Below are 15,450 nucleotides of genomic sequence, written 5' to 3' on the forward strand. Positions count from 1 at the left end.
GCGGCTGAATGCTGTCATTTGCGCACCAAAACGTCCTCTTTCCCGCGCTTTGAAATTTTCGATTTTCGAGAAACTGGCAGTACCGCAATTCTCTCGGAAGTCTCTCATGAAGAAATGGCTTACTCACGCCCTTCTGGCCGGTCTCCTGGGCCTGGCTCCCAGCATTTCCTCTGCCGCGATCAACACCCGCGAGTCGTCGCCAGTGGACGAGCCAAGCCTTTCGGCCCTGGAAACGCTATGGGACTTTCTCGATGCCCCGGTACGCCCGCTTGGGGTCGACGTCAATGAACCCTGGGTACACATTGACCTGTTAAAGCGCGAACTCGTGGTTTATCAGGGCGGCATTCGCATCGAGAGCATACCCTATCTAGCCTATGGCGCCGCGGGTTCTCAGGCAGTTCGTTTGCGGGGAAGCAAGCAAACACCGACCGGAGTATTCACGATTCGGCGCATCAACCGACACAGCAAATTTCGTCTGTTCTTCGGACTCGACTATCCCACGCCGCAAATCGCCCACCAGGCCTGGCAAGACGGCATCCTCACGGACAAGGACTACCGGCATTATCTCAGCTACCGGGAGCGTTACGGCGTTGCACCGGCGGATACCCCACTTGGCGGCTATATCGGCATCCATGGTCTTGGGCGAAGCCCGTTATGGATACATCAAAAGCGTGACTGGACTGCGGGCTGTGTCGCAGTGACCAACGCCGAGATTCTTGCCCTGAACAAGTGGCTAGGGGTAGGCACGAAGGTGGTGATCCGAGGATAGGCGACTCGTGGATCATAAAAAAACCACCACCGACGGGTTAATGTCGAGCAGTGGTCTTGCTGGCTCAACTATGAGAGCCAGCCAGTGTGCGAGCACTTTGGATGTAACCAGGCTATTTTAAGCCTCTGATATTTAAATCAATTGGTAAAATAAGCGGCTGTACAGATCGTTTATTGTCGTTATAAGCAACTTTTACTAATTCAGCTATTGTCGATCAACTATCTGGCCGGCTCGAACACAAGCCTGCCGGGTTCCGTACGAAGCGTCATTCCCTTGGCGAGGGCACGCGTCCCCCAGCCCGCATCATCGAGTCGATAAACCGGGACGGTTTCCAATCGCTGCGCGACAAGACGAGCTGCCATCTGCGTCAATGGCGCCAGGTCGATGGGCATCCAGGAGGCGTCGATACGGCTATCCAGTAGCCGCAAGCGGCGAATATAGATGGCCCCCTCCTCGGCATCGAAGTAAGGCGTCCCTTCGAGGCTCAACTCGATATAGGCCGGCAAGCTTGAGGCCAGCGCACTAAACGTTGCTTCACCCGCCACATCCAACAACACGGTGTCACGCCCTTCCGGCCCTACCGTGATATCCGAGGACTCGAGTTTGAGGGATAACGGAGAACCCGCGCGCAACTGATCGCGATCGAAATCTGCCACGGCTTTGGCCAAATGGCGTTCCAGTGTCGCCTCACTCACCGATCTGGACACCAGGTTGGCGCATCCGGACACCATGATCAGGCTGCTCAACACCCATACCTTCAAATAACGCATACCCAACCTCTGCCCGAGACTATTCCGCTAAGCATCTTGCATCAGCCATGAGGACAAACCAATAGCGAAATTTTGATAACTTCTCGCGTCTGGCGTTTCGCTTGGCGCAATTGTATGCGAGTACTTAAAGTCGCTTGTACTAGCTGATAGCAGAACGATTTATTTTCTATACAAAAAAACCGGCCTCTAGGGGGTGTGAGGCCGGTAAACAGTGAGGTGTTCGAACGGGACAACTCATCGAACAACTTTAGGTTAACTCAAAAAATCAAAACGTACAATCCTTGTACAATATTTTTTTAGTCATTCTCACCCCGGCCATTACTCGGCACCTCCAAGAATCGATGCAAGATCGATCGACGTCTCTTGCGCTCGCAGATCGAGCAGGCCCTCTAGCGCACTCAAATGCGCCTGCATCCTACGACTGGCTTCTTCTGCCGGTCCATTCTCCAGAAGCGTCAGCAGGTCCGCGTGTTCATGATCGAGATAGCAGGCCTGCATCCCCGAGCGCTTGTAGAGAGCGATGACGATGGAGGTACGTAGAATCAAATCCGTCAACATGGCGCCCAGTACGCGATTGGGCGACTGCTCCGCCAGATAGCGATGTACCGCCAGTGAGCATTCGACTCGCTTGGCTTCATCGCCCTGCTGATGAGCCCGCTGCTCCTGGTCGATGATACTGGCCAGGTTCTCGCGCTGCGCATGGGTCAGCTTGCCGGCCATCAATGCCGCTATCTCGCCTTCCACCAGCCGCCGGGCGGCAAAGATTTCCCGGGTTTCCGTGATGTCCGGCGCCGCGATTCGCGCTACCTGATTGGGGTGCTGAACGATGATGTGATCCGACGCCAACCGGGTTAACGCTTTTCTGACCACCGAACGACTCACGCCGAATATGTCACCCAGCGTGACTTCCGGCAGGCGCGTGCCCGGCGGTAATCGTTGCGTCAGGACCGCCTGGCGAATCATGTCGACGATCTGCTGGTCACCGTTGCGAGCCGTTGCGGGCAAGTCCGCTGCTATACGTTTTGTCCAATCTTCGTTCACTTTTTTCGTCTTCTCCGAGAGTCCCGTCGAGTCACCATCGCATGAGTATCCGATGAAAACCATGGATATTCACCGGATGGTAGCATTGCCTATTGGTATATTATTTTGTATACATTATAACGTCACAACCAAAACAAACACTGTATACAGTAGAGGAACACATGATCTTCACTACTACAAAAAAACTGCTGACCACCTCTTGCGCTTTCGGTCTACTGCTCGGGGGTGCCACCAGCGCCCAGGCCTGGACCTCATCGAGCATTTCCCTCCTCTACGGCTGGGACTATGAAATCGGTGAAGAAGAGCGCTCCATGGCTACCTTCGAGATGGCTAACGGCTGGGAATACGGCGACAACTACTTCTTCTTCGATTACACCAACTTGAGCGGCGGCTCTACCGCCGGCAATCCGACTCTCTATGGCGAGTTTGCCCCGCGCTTGAGCTTTGGCAAGTTGACAGGCCGCGATCTATCCTTCGGACCGGTCAAGGATGTGCTGCTCGCCGGTCAGCTTGAAATGGGCGATGACATCAATCGCCGTCTCTACGGCCTGGGTTTTGATCTGGCGGTGCCGGGCATGGATTACTTTCAGCTCAACGTCTACGCTCGTGATGATTTGGACAAGCCCGGCGATACTTGGCAGACCACTCTGGTGTGGGGATCGAAGTTCGATATCGCCGACACCAAGTGGTTCTTCAAGGGCCATTTCGACTACGCAGGCTCCGAAGGCGGGACCGATCACAATATCAACGCCGCCCCGCAATTGCTGCTGGATGTCGGAAATTTCTGGAACGCGGAAGACCGTCTCTACGCCGGTGTCGAGTATCAGATCTGGCGCAACAAGTTCGGCATCGAGGATGCAGACGAAAACAACCCGCAGTTGATCGTGACCTGGAAACTTTAATCAGGCGTTGCAGCGTCAAGTTCCCCCAGGGCGACGGACGACCCCGCAGCCCTGGAGGATCACACGACATAAGAAGTCGGTGATACGCCGATAATCCGCCTCGCTCAGTACCTCACGATCAGTGATTCCCAGCACCTGAGCTTCGAAATCCGCATAGTGCTGAGTCGACGACCAGATCAGAAAGATCAGCCACACCGGGTCCACCGGGTCCATCAACCCCCTTTCAGCCCATTGCTCGAATACCCGGGCCCGGGTCTGAACCCACTCGCGCAACTCACCCCGCAAGTATCCCTGAAGAAAAGGCGCCCCTTGCAGAATCTCCGCGGCAAACAGCCGTGAACCCTGGGGATGTGTACGGGTGAGCTCCATCTTGCTGCGAATGAAGGCCTCGAGCACTTCAGCGGGATCATCTTCCACGCTGATATCGTCGAGCATGACATTCCAGCGCGCCATCATGCGCTCGAGCAAATCCACGTAGAGCTGACGCTTGCTGCCCACGTAATACAGCACGTTGGACTTGGGCAGCCCTGCCGCCTCGGCAATCGCCTGAACGCTGGCGCCACGATAACCGTGACAGGCAAAGACCCGCTCTGCCGCGTCGAGGATCATCTGTTCATTGCGCTGGCGAGTCTGCGTCATCTCCGGCGAAGTCAAGGCCGTCATCATCATTACTCTCATCAATGCGTCGTTCAGGTCGTCAGGTATGCGTGGTGTGCACATCCGATCTTGCACTTGCCTTGGCTTTACGCCACGCTAATAACATCTTGACCATCTGGTCAGGTTATCCTAAACCATGAAATGGCTACTCGCGATGCCATTGTCAAAAAATAACGAGCGTTTCCCCATGATCGACTTCTACCTGAACGGCCAGCGCCAGCAGTTCGCCGAGGTGACTCCGGGTACCAGCGTACTGGAGCTGTTACGTATTCAGCTTGGCCGGACCGGCACCAAGGAGGGCTGCGCCTCCGGTGACTGCGGTGCCTGCACGGTGAGCATCGGCGAACCCGATGGCCAGGGCGGTCTTTCCTATCACAGTGCCAATGCCTGCATCCTGCCCGCCCATCAGATCAATGGCTGCCACCTGGTCACCGTCGAGGGCCTGGCAAGGGGCGATGCGCTGCATCCGGCCCAGGCTGCCATGGTCGATTGTCACGCCAGCCAGTGCGGTTTCTGCACCCCGGGCATCGTCATGTCGCTATTCACCCTGCACCAGTCGCAGCAACAACATCCCGCCCCCCTGACGCAACAACGCCTGGAAGCGGCGCTGGGCGGCAACCTGTGTCGCTGCACCGGATATCGCCCGATCCGCGACGCAGCACTGAGCATGCAAGACTATCCGGACACCCACCCGACCTGGGCCGACGATCCGGACTTGGCAAGCAACGTCGAGGCACTCTACATCGACACGACGAGACCCTCGGCTCAGCAGCAATCGCGGTGCCGGCCCGGGCATGTCGATTCACCCAGGGATATCGACACCCTGCGGGAACTGCGTCGCGAGCGCCCATACTCTCGCCTGGTCGCCGGGGCCACCGATCTTTGGCTGGAAATCACCCAGCAGCTCAAGCCCCTGGATGACCTTATCGATCTGCGTCAGGTGGCCGAACTCACCACCATCAACGAAGCCCCCGAGGGCTGGTGGATCGGCGCGGCAGTCACCTATAGCCGTCTCGAACCGCTGTTCGCGGAGCATTTTCCGGCCTTCGAGCATCTCATGCACCGCTTCGCTTCCAGCCAGATACGCAATCGCGCCACCTTGGGCGGCAACGTTGCCAACGCCTCCCCCATTGGCGACTGTCCGCCGGTGCTTTTAGCCCTCGATGCCAGATTGAAGCTGGACGGCCCCGACGGCCCACGAGATATCCCCATTGCCGACTTCTTTCTCGATTATCGCAAGACGGCACTCCAGGATGGCGAATTTATCCGCGCGATCTTTCTGCCGCGTCCCGGCGACGATCAACACCTCAAGGTCTGGAAGCTCTCCAAGCGCCGGGAAGACGACATCTCCGTGGTGCTCGGCGCCTTCGCCTGGCGCCTGGAAAACGGCGTGATACGTGACGTGCATCTGGCCTTTGGCGGCATGGCCGCCATTCCCAAGCGTGCTCCCAGCGCCGAGGCCGCCCTGGAAGGTCAGCCACTCAACGATGCCGCCTTTGATGCCGCGAAAGCCGCCCTACACAACGAGTTCCAACCCTTGAGCGACGTCCGTGGCTCCAGTGAATATCGCCTTGTTGCGGCGGGCAACCTGCTCGAACGTCTACGGCTGTTCCTGAATACCGACTCCAATGCCAACGTGGAGGTGTGCCTCGATGCGTACGCTCACTGATGTTTCACTAAATTCCGCCAGGGCGCGTCGCGAACAGAAAAATGCCAACAAGGGCGATGGCCCTCTGGCGCGGGAAACAACCGCCGCGTCTCACGATGTCAGTCGTCATGCTCGAGCTCACGAGAGCGCCATCAAGCACGTGACCGGCCGTGCCGCCTATATCGACGACATTCCGGCTCCCGCCAATGCCCTGCATGTCGCGCTTGGCCTCTCGCCGGTGGCTCATGGCCGGCTGACGCGCCTCGACCTGGAGAAGGTCAAGAACGCACCGGGAGTGGTTGACGTGATCACCGTCGTCGATGTGCCCGGCCACACCGATATCGGCCCGGTGTTTCCCGGCGATCCGCTGTTCGTCGATGACGAGATCAGCTACGTCGGCCAGACCCTGTTCGCCGTCGCCGCTACCAGTTACAAGGCCGCGCGCCTGGCAGCGAAGGAGGCGGTGGTCGAGATCGACGAGCAGCCGGCCAGCCTCGATGCACTCGCCGCCGCCAAGGCAAACGATGTCGTGCGCCCCACCCATGTACAGCAGCGCGGCGATTGGCAACGGGCGCTGGACAACGCGCCTCACGTGCTCGAAGGCGAGCAGTTCGTCGGTGGTCAGGAGCACTTCTATCTGGAGGGCCAGGCGTGCCTGGTCACGCCCAGCGAGGACGAGGGCGTGGTGGTCTACACCTCCAACCAGCACCCCAGCGAGACCCAGAAGCTGGTCGCCGAGGTGCTCGACGTGCCCTTCCATGCAGTGACCGTGGAAACCCGGCGCATGGGTGGCGGCTTCGGTGGGAAGGAGACCCAGGCCTCGCCCTGGGCCTGCATCGCCGCCCTGATCGCCCGGCGCACCGGTCGTGCGGCGCGCCTGCGCCTGCCCCGGGCCGAAGATACTCGGGCCACCGGCAAGCGCCACCCCTTTCACAATCGTTATCGATTGGGATTCGACGATGAGGGTGTGATCCAGGGAGGGGATATCACCGTGATCGGCGACTGCGGCTACTCGCCGGATCTGTCCGAGGCCGTGGTCGATCGCGCCATGTTCCACGCGGACAACGCCTATTCCTTGGGCAATGCCCGGGTGACCGGCATTCGCGCTCGCACCCATACCGCCTCGAACACCGCCTTTCGCGGCTTCGGTGGTCCTCAGGGCATGATGATCATCGAGGCGGCGATGGATGATATCGCTCGTCAAGTCGGGGAAGACCCGCTGACGGTACGCAAACGCAATCTCTATCGTGCGGGCCGCGACGTCACCCACTACGGCCAGACCGTCGAACAGCTCGATCTGCTCGCGGAGATCGTCGAGCGCCTGGAAACGAGCAGCGACTACTGGCAGCGCCGCCAAGCCATCGGTGAGTACAACGCCAAGAGTCCGATCATCAAGAAGGGATTGTCCCTGACGCCGGTAAAGTTCGGTATTTCCTTTACCGCCAAGCATCTCAATCAGGCCGGCGCCCTGCTGCACGTCTATACCGATGGCAGCGTGATGATCAATCACGGCGGCACCGAGATGGGCCAGGGTCTGCACACCAAGATCTGCCAGGTGGCGGCTCGGGAACTGGGTCTCGATCTCGATCAGGTGCGCATTACCGCCACCCGCACCGACAAGGTGCCCAACACCTCTCCCACCGCCGCCTCGAGTGGCGCCGATCTCAACGGCATGGCCGCCCGGGATGCCGCCAGCCAGGTACGCGAGCGACTGTTCGACTTCGCCGCCGAGCACTACTCAATTGATCGTGAGGGCATGCGCCTGGCCGATGGGGAGCTGATCGCCGGCCATGGCGAAAGCGAGCGGCGCATCACCTGGGGCGAGCTGGTCCAGGCCGCCTACCTGGGGCGCATTTCGCTCTCCGCCAAGGGGTTCTATTCCACGCCGCTGATCCACTACGATCGCGCCACCGGCCAGGGACGCCCCTTCTACTATTTCGCCCACGGCGCGGCGGTATCCGAGGTCATGATCGACACCCTCTCCGGCGAGTACCGCGTAGCGCGGGTGGACATCCTGCACGATGTCGGCGACTCCCTGAATCCGGCCATCGACCTGGGCCAGGTCGAAGGTGGGTTCATTCAGGGCATGGGATGGCTGACCAGCGAGGAGCTCAAGTGGAACGATAAGGGACGACTGGTCAGTGACGGCCCCTCCACTTACAAGATCCCGGCCTTCGGCGATCTGCCGGCGGTGTTCAATGTCGAGCTACTGCAGGGTCATCCCAACTCTCAGGCCAGCATCTACCGCTCCAAGGCGGTCGGCGAGCCACCGTTGATGCTGGGTATCTCGGTATGGTCGGCGCTGCGTGATGCTCTGGCCAGCCTGGTTGATTACCGTTACTGCCCGCGCCTGGACACCCCGGCCACCCCGGAACGGGTGCTGATGGCTGCCGAAACGCTACGTGGCTCCGCACAGACACTGAGGCTTCAGCCGGAGACAAGTGATGACCAGGTCTGAGGCACTGACCTGGCATGACGCCCTGCACCGGCTTCAGGTGGCGGCGCGTCCCCACGCCCTGGCCAGTGTGATGGGCACGGCGGGCTCCACCCCACGGGAACCCGGCGCCAAAATGGTGATCACCCCGGATGTCGTTTACGATACGCTTGGCGGCGGCACCTTCGAATATCAGGTGATCGACAGCGCCCGCCAGGCGCTGGCCCAAGGCGAGTGCGGCCTGCGCCTGGAGGCCTTCGCCCTGGGCGGGCGTTCGGGGCAATGTTGTGGCGGTTACGTGCATGTGCTGATCGAACTCTTCCCCGCCGCGGAGATGACCATCGCACTGTTCGGCGCCGGGCATGTGGGTCAGGCACTGGTTGAACTGCTGGCACCGCTGCCCTGGCGGGTACTCTGGCACGACAGCCGGGAAGATGCTTTCCCGGTCTGGGCGGTTAATCAGGCGCGCCTGGAATGTTATTCCGGTCAGAATCCAGACGCCGCCGTAGAGGCCTTGCCATCGGACACCCATGCCTTGGTGATGACCCACGACCACGGCGAGGATCGCGACTTGATCGACGCCCTGCTGAAACGCGGCGATTGCGCCTCCATCGGCCTGATCGGCTCGCGCAGCAAATGGGCCAGTTTTCAGCGTCGCCTGCGCGAAGCCGGCCATACCGAGGACGCGCTCAGGCAGGTGCGCTGCCCCATCGGCATCGCCGGGGCCAGGGGCAAGGCCCCCTACGAGATCGCCCTGGCCGTCATGGCGGAATTGCTGACCCTCAAACCCGCTGTAGAACGGTGCGATCAGCGCGGGATCACACCCCAGCGTCTTCGCGACGTGTTCGAGAACGAACGGATGGGTTCACAGAATGATGACTGAGAATCGCGTACTGCGCGGCCCGCTACTCAGCTTCCGGGAAGACCCGGGTGGCGAGGACCAGCCCGAGGCCGGCAGCGTGCTCTATCTCGAGGATGGCGCCCTGTGGCTCGACCATGGCCACATAAGGGCCGTGGACGATTACACCCGGCTGGCACCGAGCCTTCCGCCGGGCATCGAAGTGGTGGACTATAGTGGCAAGCTGATGATGCCGGGTTTCATCGACAGCCATGTCCACTACGTGCAGCTCGATATCATGGCCGCCTACGGCCGCCAGCTACTCGACTGGTTGAACGAGTACACCTTCCCCGCAGAAAGCCGCTTCGTGGAACGCGAGCATGCAGAACAGGTCGCCGAGGTATTTCTGGACGAGCTGATGCGCGTCGGGACGACCACTGCCCAGGTTTTTTGCACCTCCCATCCGGTCTCGGTGGAGTCGTTCTTCATCGCCGCTCATCGTCGCGGCCTGCGCATGCTGGCCGGCAAGGTGCTGATGGATCGCAACGCCCCGGAGGCACTGACCGATACCGCACTTGGCGGTATCCGCGACAGTGAACGTCTGATCGGCGATTGGCATGGCAAGGGTCGACTAGGCTATAGCCTGACTCCTCGCTTTGCACCGACCTCGACCCGCCAACAGTTGGATGCCACCGGGAGCCTGCTGCGCAGTGCGCCGGACCTGTATCTACAAACCCATCTGTCCGAGAACCATGGCGAGATCGACTGGGTCGCAGAGCTGTTTCCCGAGGCGCGGGATTATCTGGACGTCTACGAGCGCCACGACCTGGTCGGCCCTCGCAGCACCTTTGCCCACGGTATTCACCTGACCCTGGAAGCGCGGGCTCGCCTGGCAGAGGCCGGTGCCAATGTTGCCTTCTGTCCAACCTCGAACTTGTTTCTCGGCAGCGGCCTTTTCGATCGTCTGGCCTGTCACAAGGTAAATCTTGCATTCTCCCTGGCATCCGATGTCGGTGCCGGTACCGATCTGTGCGGACTCGGCACCCTCAAGGCCGCCTACCAGGTCGGCCAATTGCTCGGTCAGCCGCTGACCGCCTGGCAGGGTTTCTACCATCTGACCCTGGGTAACGCCCGGGCACTGCATCTGGATGCCCATATCGGCAGTCTGCGCGAAGGTGCCGAGGCGGATATCGTGGTGCTCGACCCTCGGGCAACGCCGCTACTGGCAAGACGCACCGCACACACGAAAACGCTGGATGAATTACTGTTCGCGCTGATGATGCTGGGAGACGACCGCACGATTTTCGAGACCTGGGCGGGAGGCAAGTGCCAGCATCGGCGTGACGTGGCATAGCGCTAGACGACCGCCATCGCCCCACTTGATCGCACCGCAGCGTTGGGGCATCGTGTGGGGCCCCGTTCGCCCTTCAGGAGCCTAAACATGCCCTCCACCGATGTTGTCAACTTCGCCGACACTCCGCTCGCCACGTCACAACGCCGACTGGCGGATCTGCCCGACCGAGTTGTCGAGGGCGACCCCCAGCATGAGACAAAGCTACGTTTCGAAAGCCCGGACGGAGCGATGATCGCCGGCACCTGGACCAGCACCCCGGGCAAATGGCATGCCTTCACCCATCGCGATGAGTTCTGTTACATCCTCTCGGGGCACTGCAGGCTGGTCAGCGAGGATGGCAAGATTCAAACCTTTAGCACCGGCGATGCCTTTTTGATTCCCAATGGATTCCGGGGTTACTGGGAAATCATCGAGACCACCACCAAGCATTTCGTGATCCGTCAACACGGCGAATGAGAACCTCATAACCTGTTTAAGATCTAGCGAGATCGTCAACAGCTTCTCAGCGATGAGCGACCAGGCGCTCCCGCAGCATCTGCCGGCGATCATCCTCCATAAAGGCCACCTGAAGGGCATTGTCCGCCAGCTCGATGAAGGTGTCCTTCGACCAGCCAAAGGCCTCGTGGCAGGCCAGGTAGTTGTCCAATACCCCGCCGCCGAAATAGGCCGGATCGTCGGAGTTGAGCGTCAGCAGGAGCCCGGCGTCGAGCAGCCTCGGCAAGGGATGATCGTTCATGTGCTCGACCACCTTGAGACGCACATTAGAAAGCGGGCACACCGTCAGCGGCATGCGCTCATCGCGCAGTCGTGCCACCAGTTCCGGATCTTCCAGGCAACGCACGCCGTGATCGATACGGCATACCTCGAGTAGATCCAGCGCCTCCTGGATATAGGCCGGCGGCCCCTCCTCGCCGGCATGAGCCACCCTCGGCAGTCCCAGCACCTTGGCTCGGGCGAACACGTCGGAGAACTTGCCCGGTGGATTGCCCTGCTCGGCGCTGTCCAATCCCACCGCATCGAGCAGTTCCAGATAGGGCCCGGCCCGCTCGAGCACCTCCATTGCTTCCGCTGCCGATCGATCGCGCAAAAAGCTCATGATCAGTGCCGAGGAAAGCCCCCATTCCCGTTCAGCTTGACGCATGGCTCGGGTCAAGCCCTCGAACTGTACGTCCAGTCCGATACCCCGCGCCAGATGCGCCTGAGGGTCGAAGGCGAGTTCCACATGCACGACACCCTCTGTCTGAGCACGACGAAAATAGTCCATGGCCAGATCGAAGAAATCCTCGGCACAACGCAATACCGACATGCCTTGATAGTAAAGATCGAGAAAGGACTGCAGGTCGCTGAAGTCGTAGGCGGCACGCACCTGTTTCACTGAAGTGTAAGGCAAGGCAATGCCATTGCGCTCGGCCAGCGCGAACATCAATTCCGGCTCCAGAGTGCCCTCGATATGAAGATGCAACTCGGCCTTGGGCAAGGCGCTTAACCACTCTTTCATTAGGGACCTCCAGCTTGTCGTCATTATTGTTCAATCCTTATTCTGCCCCGAGTGCAGCCGTGTACGAAAGCCTGGGAGATGGCAGGATTTGCCTAGACGATGCACCCCGCACGCAGCGACAAGGTGCGCGACACGCCAGGCAAAAGCCGATGGTCATGATTCAGAAAGAGCACGGTGCGCCCCCCGAGCCAACTATCGAGACGCTGAGCGATTCGCCGTGCCGTGGCCTCGTCCACTCCGGCGAAGGGCTCATCGAGAATCATCATGTCGGCTTGGGTCAGCAATACCCGCGCGAGTGCGACTCGACGTGCCTGACCACCCGACAAGCGGCGCCCGGACTCACCCACCCAGGTATCCAGCCCTTGGGGCAATCCTTGGGCCCAGTCGTACAAATCGACCACCTCGAGTAGTCGCCAAAGCGTCTCGTCGTCGGCCTCATGATCCGCAAGACGCAGGTTCGTCGCCAGGCTGGCATGAAACAGCTCCGTGTGCTGAGTAAGATAGCCGACACGATGGCGCAGGCTGGAAAGCGACAGCTCACGTATATCCCGGCCATTCAGACGCACCTGCCCGGCACTCGGATCGATCAAACGAACGAGCAACTGCGCAACACTCGATTTTCCCGACCCGGAGGCGCCCACCAGCGCGACGCGCTCCCCTGGCTCCATCGACAGCGACACCTCGTCCAATGCCGGTGGCAAGTAGTGCCGGGAAGCAGTCTGACCATCACTGTCGCCAGGGTAACCAGCGTTAGGATAACGCAGCGTCACCTTATCGAGCGTCACACTCGGGGCACCCTCGGCAAGCGTAATGGGCGCTTCAGTGTCCTGGAGATCGCTACGCGACGCCGTGAGAGCATTCAGGCGCTGCGCCGCTGCCCGGGTTGCGCCCAATTGGGTAAAAGCCGGCGGCAGCAAGGCCAACGCCTCGTTCGCCGCCAGCACCGCCAGCGGCATCATTACCAGCAGCGGCCCGCTCACCGTATTCGCGGTATACAGACCCGCCCCCAACCACAGGGCTAGTACCGCAGTGAGACTCACCCCCAGACCCACCACGGCGTTACCCAGCGCCTGAAATCGTCCCAGGCGACGTTGATCGCGATACAGCGCCTGCTCCTGGGCATGAAGCGTTTGGCGATGTGTGCCTAGCGTGCAATAGCAGCGCAGCTCGGCCAGTCCTTGCAACTGTTCGATGGTCAGCGAGCGCAAACGATCGAGTGCTGCCACCCGGCGTTTGCTGGCCGCCATCCCCAGACGTGCCTGCCCCAGCACCAGCCACAGCCATACCAACGTCAACACCACCAGTACTGTGCCGGCTATCCCTGGCGCGAAGAACATCATCAACAAGGCGATACCGAAAACAGCCAACAGCGACACCAGAGGCGGTGCCAACAGACGCAGATAGAGACCATCGAGCGTATCGATATCCGCCGTGAGTCGATTGAGCCACTCGGCAGCCCGCAAGCGCCCTAGACTTCGCCCATCAAGGCGAGTGAGCACTGCAAACAGCTCGGCCCGCAGATCCGCCAGTAACCGTAATACCGTGTCGTGGTTGTACAGACGCTCGCAATAGCGCGCAGCGGTCCGTGCGATAGCGAAGAAGCGAATACCGCCCCCGGGGCGATAGATATCGACACTCACGGTGGCGCCCACCGCCAGCAAACCGCCGGCGATGGCGGTGGTGGTGATGAACCAGCCCGAGAGAGCAAGCAGGCCGATCGCTGCGGCCAGGGTCAGTAGCATCAGCAGCGCGCCCAGCCACAGCCGCCTCTGGCGCCGGCCGATCTGACGCAGCCAAGGCGCGAAATCGGAGACAAGGGATGTTCGGCTATCAGGGGTCATCGCTTAGGGGCTCGTATAGCTGAAACGTGCCGTGCTCGAGGGTCAGCACCCGATTCGCCAGCGCCATCAATGCCGGATGATGGGTGGCCACCACCACCGTTCGCCCCTCGGCGACCAGCCGCTTCAAGGCGATCACGACCTGCGCCTCGCTATCTGCGTCGAGGCTGGCGGTAGGCTCATCGAGCAGTACCAGCGGTGCCTGGGAAAGAAACACCCGGGCCAGGGCCAAGCGCTGTGCTTGCCCTCCGGAAAGCCCCACGCCTCGCTCGCCCAGGCCGGTCTCCAACCCACCAGGCAAGGTAGCAATGAACTCGCCAAGACCGGCGGATGACACCGCTTCGAGTAGCTGCGCGTCACTGGCCCCTGGAGCTGCAAGGCGTAGATTATCGGCAAGGCTGCCCTGAATCAGCCAGGGGCGTTGATCCATCCAGGCAATCGGCGCGCTGGGGGTGATCTCGACACATCCCTGCTCCGCTTGCACAAAGCCGGCGAGCAGCTGTAGCAAGGTGGATTTACCGGCGCCGGAAGCCCCGACCAAGGCGATGCATTCTCCCGGCGCGATCGATAACGTCACCGGCCCCAATACGCGGCCCCGCTGAGGGTAAGAAATACTCGTCTCTACCACATGAACGCTAGCCCCATATCCCGAGGTCTTGCCGCGGGGCTCCTGGCCATGACCCGTGGTGGAAACCGGCAGCTCAAGCACCGCCAGCAGACCATCGGCAGCCCCCAGTGCAGCGGCACGATCATGATAGTGCTGGGCCAGGGTGCGCAGCGGCTGAAAGAATTCCGGTGCCAGCAACAGGATGAGCAAGCCACTGAACAGGGTCAGCTCATCCGCCGGACCGTAATCGATATACCCCAGCAGACCAAAGCCGATATAGATGGCAATCACGGCGATGGCCACCGAGGCGAAGAATTCCAGCACCGCGGAGGATAAAAACGCCAGTTTCAGAGTGCGCATGCTGCGACGGCGATAATCGTCCGCAGCGCTAAAGACTTCATCGATGCTGGCCTCCGCACGATTAAACAGTTGCAGCGTGGTCAAGCCGCGCACGCGATCGAGAAAATGCCCCGCAAGACGCGTCACCGCAACGAACTGTTGCTGATTGAGTCGTTCGGCCCCCATGCCCACCAGGGCCATGAACACCGGAATCAAGGGCGCTGACAGCAGCAGGAATATCGCAGCAAGCCAGTCGAGCCACAACACCAGCCCAAGGATCACCAGCGGGAGGACCAGGACCAGACGCATTTGCGGCAGAAAGCGTGCGTAGTAGCCATCGAGAGCTTCGACCTGCTCGACCAGTTGCCCCCCAAGCCCTGCCGTATGCCGATCCGCCAGCCCCACCGGCCCTACCGCGGCCAGATGATCGAGCAAGCGCGCACGTACTCGGCTACGGACACGCAGGCTTGCCTCGACACCCGCACTCTCCTGGCCCCACTGGGCCAGCGCCCGCATCACAATCACCCCCAGCAAGGCGACGAAGACACCGCTCAACTGATCAAGCGGCGCATCGGCACTGATCAGTTGAGCGATGATCCAGGCCAGAGCCCCCATCTGCGCCATGGTCATCAGCCCCGCCAGAATACCCAGCGCCGCCGCCAATCCCAGCCAGCCCTGAACGTCTTGCCCCTGAGCGCGCAGCCACCCCTTTGGGGTCGAGGTGTCGTATTCTCCAATCTTCACGAGCGCACTGG

At 60.7% G+C, this 15,450-nt stretch carries 13 protein-coding genes; 7 read left to right on the forward strand and 6 right to left on the reverse strand.

The features are described 5' to 3' along the window. Positions 1-106: 106 nt before the first annotated feature. Positions 107-769 carry a L,D-transpeptidase family protein gene (locus tag ACPF7Z_RS07390; RefSeq protein WP_425192628.1) on the forward strand — a complete coding sequence of 221 codons (663 nt, stop codon included), beginning with the start codon at positions 107-109 and terminating at the stop codon, positions 767-769. A 218-nt stretch (positions 770-987) separates the two neighbouring features. On the opposite strand, the gene ACPF7Z_RS07395 is transcribed toward ACPF7Z_RS07390, so the two are convergent. Beyond that, positions 988-1,539, reverse strand: coding sequence for a DUF1439 domain-containing protein (locus tag ACPF7Z_RS07395; RefSeq protein WP_425192629.1), 552 nt, complete (start codon positions 1,537-1,539; stop codon positions 988-990). Between the two features lie 318 nt (positions 1,540-1,857). Then, positions 1,858-2,544, reverse strand: a complete 687-nt coding sequence (locus tag ACPF7Z_RS07400) for a GntR family transcriptional regulator (protein ID WP_425192630.1) — start codon at positions 2,542-2,544, stop codon at positions 1,858-1,860. Between the two features lie 197 nt (positions 2,545-2,741). Here ACPF7Z_RS07400 and ACPF7Z_RS07405 point away from each other — a divergent pair, with 197 nt between their 5' ends. Continuing rightward, entirely contained in the window at positions 2,742-3,482 is a 741-nt protein-coding gene (locus tag ACPF7Z_RS07405) for an outer membrane protein OmpK (RefSeq protein ID WP_425192631.1), read from the forward strand. 15 nt (positions 3,483-3,497) lie between these two features. On the opposite strand, the gene ACPF7Z_RS07410 is transcribed toward ACPF7Z_RS07405, so the two are convergent. Next, positions 3,498-4,145 (reverse strand): TetR/AcrR family transcriptional regulator, encoded by a 648-nt coding sequence (locus ACPF7Z_RS07410; RefSeq protein WP_425192632.1) that lies wholly within the window; start codon positions 4,143-4,145, stop codon positions 3,498-3,500. A 181-nt stretch (positions 4,146-4,326) separates the two neighbouring features. Here ACPF7Z_RS07410 and xdhA point away from each other — a divergent pair, with 181 nt between their 5' ends. The 5 genes from xdhA (at position 4,327) to ACPF7Z_RS07435 (ending at position 10,869) form a co-directional block, all read left to right on the forward strand. Then, on the forward strand, positions 4,327-5,808 hold the full coding sequence (gene xdhA / locus ACPF7Z_RS07415; RefSeq protein ID WP_425192633.1) for a xanthine dehydrogenase small subunit: 1,482 nt from the start codon (positions 4,327-4,329) through the stop codon (positions 5,806-5,808). Further along, complete coding sequence (gene xdhB, locus ACPF7Z_RS07420) at positions 5,792-8,245, forward strand: xanthine dehydrogenase molybdopterin binding subunit (protein ID WP_425192634.1); 2,454 nt, start codon at positions 5,792-5,794, stop codon at positions 8,243-8,245. The genes xdhA and xdhB overlap by 17 nt, the downstream gene beginning before the upstream one ends. Next, positions 8,232-9,104 carry a xanthine dehydrogenase accessory protein XdhC gene (xdhC, locus tag ACPF7Z_RS07425; RefSeq protein ID WP_425192635.1) on the forward strand — a complete coding sequence of 291 codons (873 nt, stop codon included), beginning with the start codon at positions 8,232-8,234 and terminating at the stop codon, positions 9,102-9,104. The genes xdhB and xdhC overlap by 14 nt, the downstream gene beginning before the upstream one ends. Further along, complete coding sequence (gene guaD, locus ACPF7Z_RS07430) at positions 9,097-10,413, forward strand: guanine deaminase (RefSeq protein ID WP_425192650.1); 1,317 nt, start codon at positions 9,097-9,099, stop codon at positions 10,411-10,413. Before xdhC ends, guaD begins: the two co-directional genes overlap by 8 nt. An 87-nt stretch (positions 10,414-10,500) precedes the next feature. Further along, a complete protein-coding gene (locus ACPF7Z_RS07435) occupies positions 10,501-10,869 on the forward strand; it encodes a cupin domain-containing protein (RefSeq protein ID WP_425192636.1) in 369 nt (122 codons plus the stop codon). Between the two features lie 46 nt (positions 10,870-10,915). Here ACPF7Z_RS07435 and ACPF7Z_RS07440 read toward each other — a convergent pair whose 3' ends face one another. The 3 genes from ACPF7Z_RS07440 to cydD all read right to left on the reverse strand — a co-directional run bounded on the left by ACPF7Z_RS07440 (position 10,916) and on the right by cydD (position 15,439). Next, a complete protein-coding gene (locus ACPF7Z_RS07440) occupies positions 10,916-11,911 on the reverse strand; it encodes an adenosine deaminase (protein ID WP_425192637.1) in 996 nt (331 codons plus the stop codon). A gap of 92 nt (positions 11,912-12,003) precedes the next feature. Beyond that, positions 12,004-13,752 carry a thiol reductant ABC exporter subunit CydC gene (gene cydC, locus ACPF7Z_RS07445; RefSeq protein ID WP_425192638.1) on the reverse strand — a complete coding sequence of 583 codons (1,749 nt, stop codon included), beginning with the start codon at positions 13,750-13,752 and terminating at the stop codon, positions 12,004-12,006. After that, the gene (gene cydD / locus ACPF7Z_RS07450) at positions 13,742-15,439 is read right to left on the reverse strand and encodes a thiol reductant ABC exporter subunit CydD (protein WP_425192639.1); all 1,698 of its coding nucleotides are present in this window, start codon (positions 15,437-15,439) and stop codon (positions 13,742-13,744) included. The genes cydC and cydD overlap by 11 nt, the downstream gene beginning before the upstream one ends. Positions 15,440-15,450: the final 11 nt, after the last annotated feature.

It is taken from the genome of Halomonas sp. GXIMD04776 (genome assembly GCF_049808615.1).
GTDB lineage: Bacteria > Pseudomonadota > Gammaproteobacteria > Pseudomonadales > Halomonadaceae > Modicisalibacter.

Excerpts from the sequence above, each read along its gene's own strand:
- ACPF7Z_RS07390 (WP_425192628.1), top strand. The coding sequence starts at position 107 with ATGAAGAAATGGCTTACTCACGCCCTTCTGGCCGGTCTCCTGGGCCTG.
- ACPF7Z_RS07395 (WP_425192629.1), bottom strand. The coding sequence starts at position 1,539 with ATGCGTTATTTGAAGGTATGGGTGTTGAGCAGCCTGATCATGGTGTCC.
- ACPF7Z_RS07405 (WP_425192631.1), top strand. The coding sequence starts at position 2,742 with ATGATCTTCACTACTACAAAAAAACTGCTGACCACCTCTTGCGCTTTC.
- ACPF7Z_RS07410 (WP_425192632.1), bottom strand. The coding sequence starts at position 4,145 with ATGACGGCCTTGACTTCGCCGGAGATGACGCAGACTCGCCAGCGCAAT.
- xdhA (WP_425192633.1), top strand. The coding sequence starts at position 4,327 with ATGATCGACTTCTACCTGAACGGCCAGCGCCAGCAGTTCGCCGAGGTG.
- xdhB (WP_425192634.1), top strand. The coding sequence starts at position 5,792 with ATGCGTACGCTCACTGATGTTTCACTAAATTCCGCCAGGGCGCGTCGC.
- xdhC (WP_425192635.1), top strand. The coding sequence starts at position 8,232 with ATGACCAGGTCTGAGGCACTGACCTGGCATGACGCCCTGCACCGGCTT.
- guaD (WP_425192650.1), top strand. The coding sequence starts at position 9,097 with ATGACTGAGAATCGCGTACTGCGCGGCCCGCTACTCAGCTTCCGGGAA.
- ACPF7Z_RS07435 (WP_425192636.1), top strand. The coding sequence starts at position 10,501 with ATGCCCTCCACCGATGTTGTCAACTTCGCCGACACTCCGCTCGCCACG.
- ACPF7Z_RS07440 (WP_425192637.1), bottom strand. The coding sequence starts at position 11,911 with ATGAAAGAGTGGTTAAGCGCCTTGCCCAAGGCCGAGTTGCATCTTCAT.
- cydC (WP_425192638.1), bottom strand. The coding sequence starts at position 13,752 with ATGACCCCTGATAGCCGAACATCCCTTGTCTCCGATTTCGCGCCTTGG.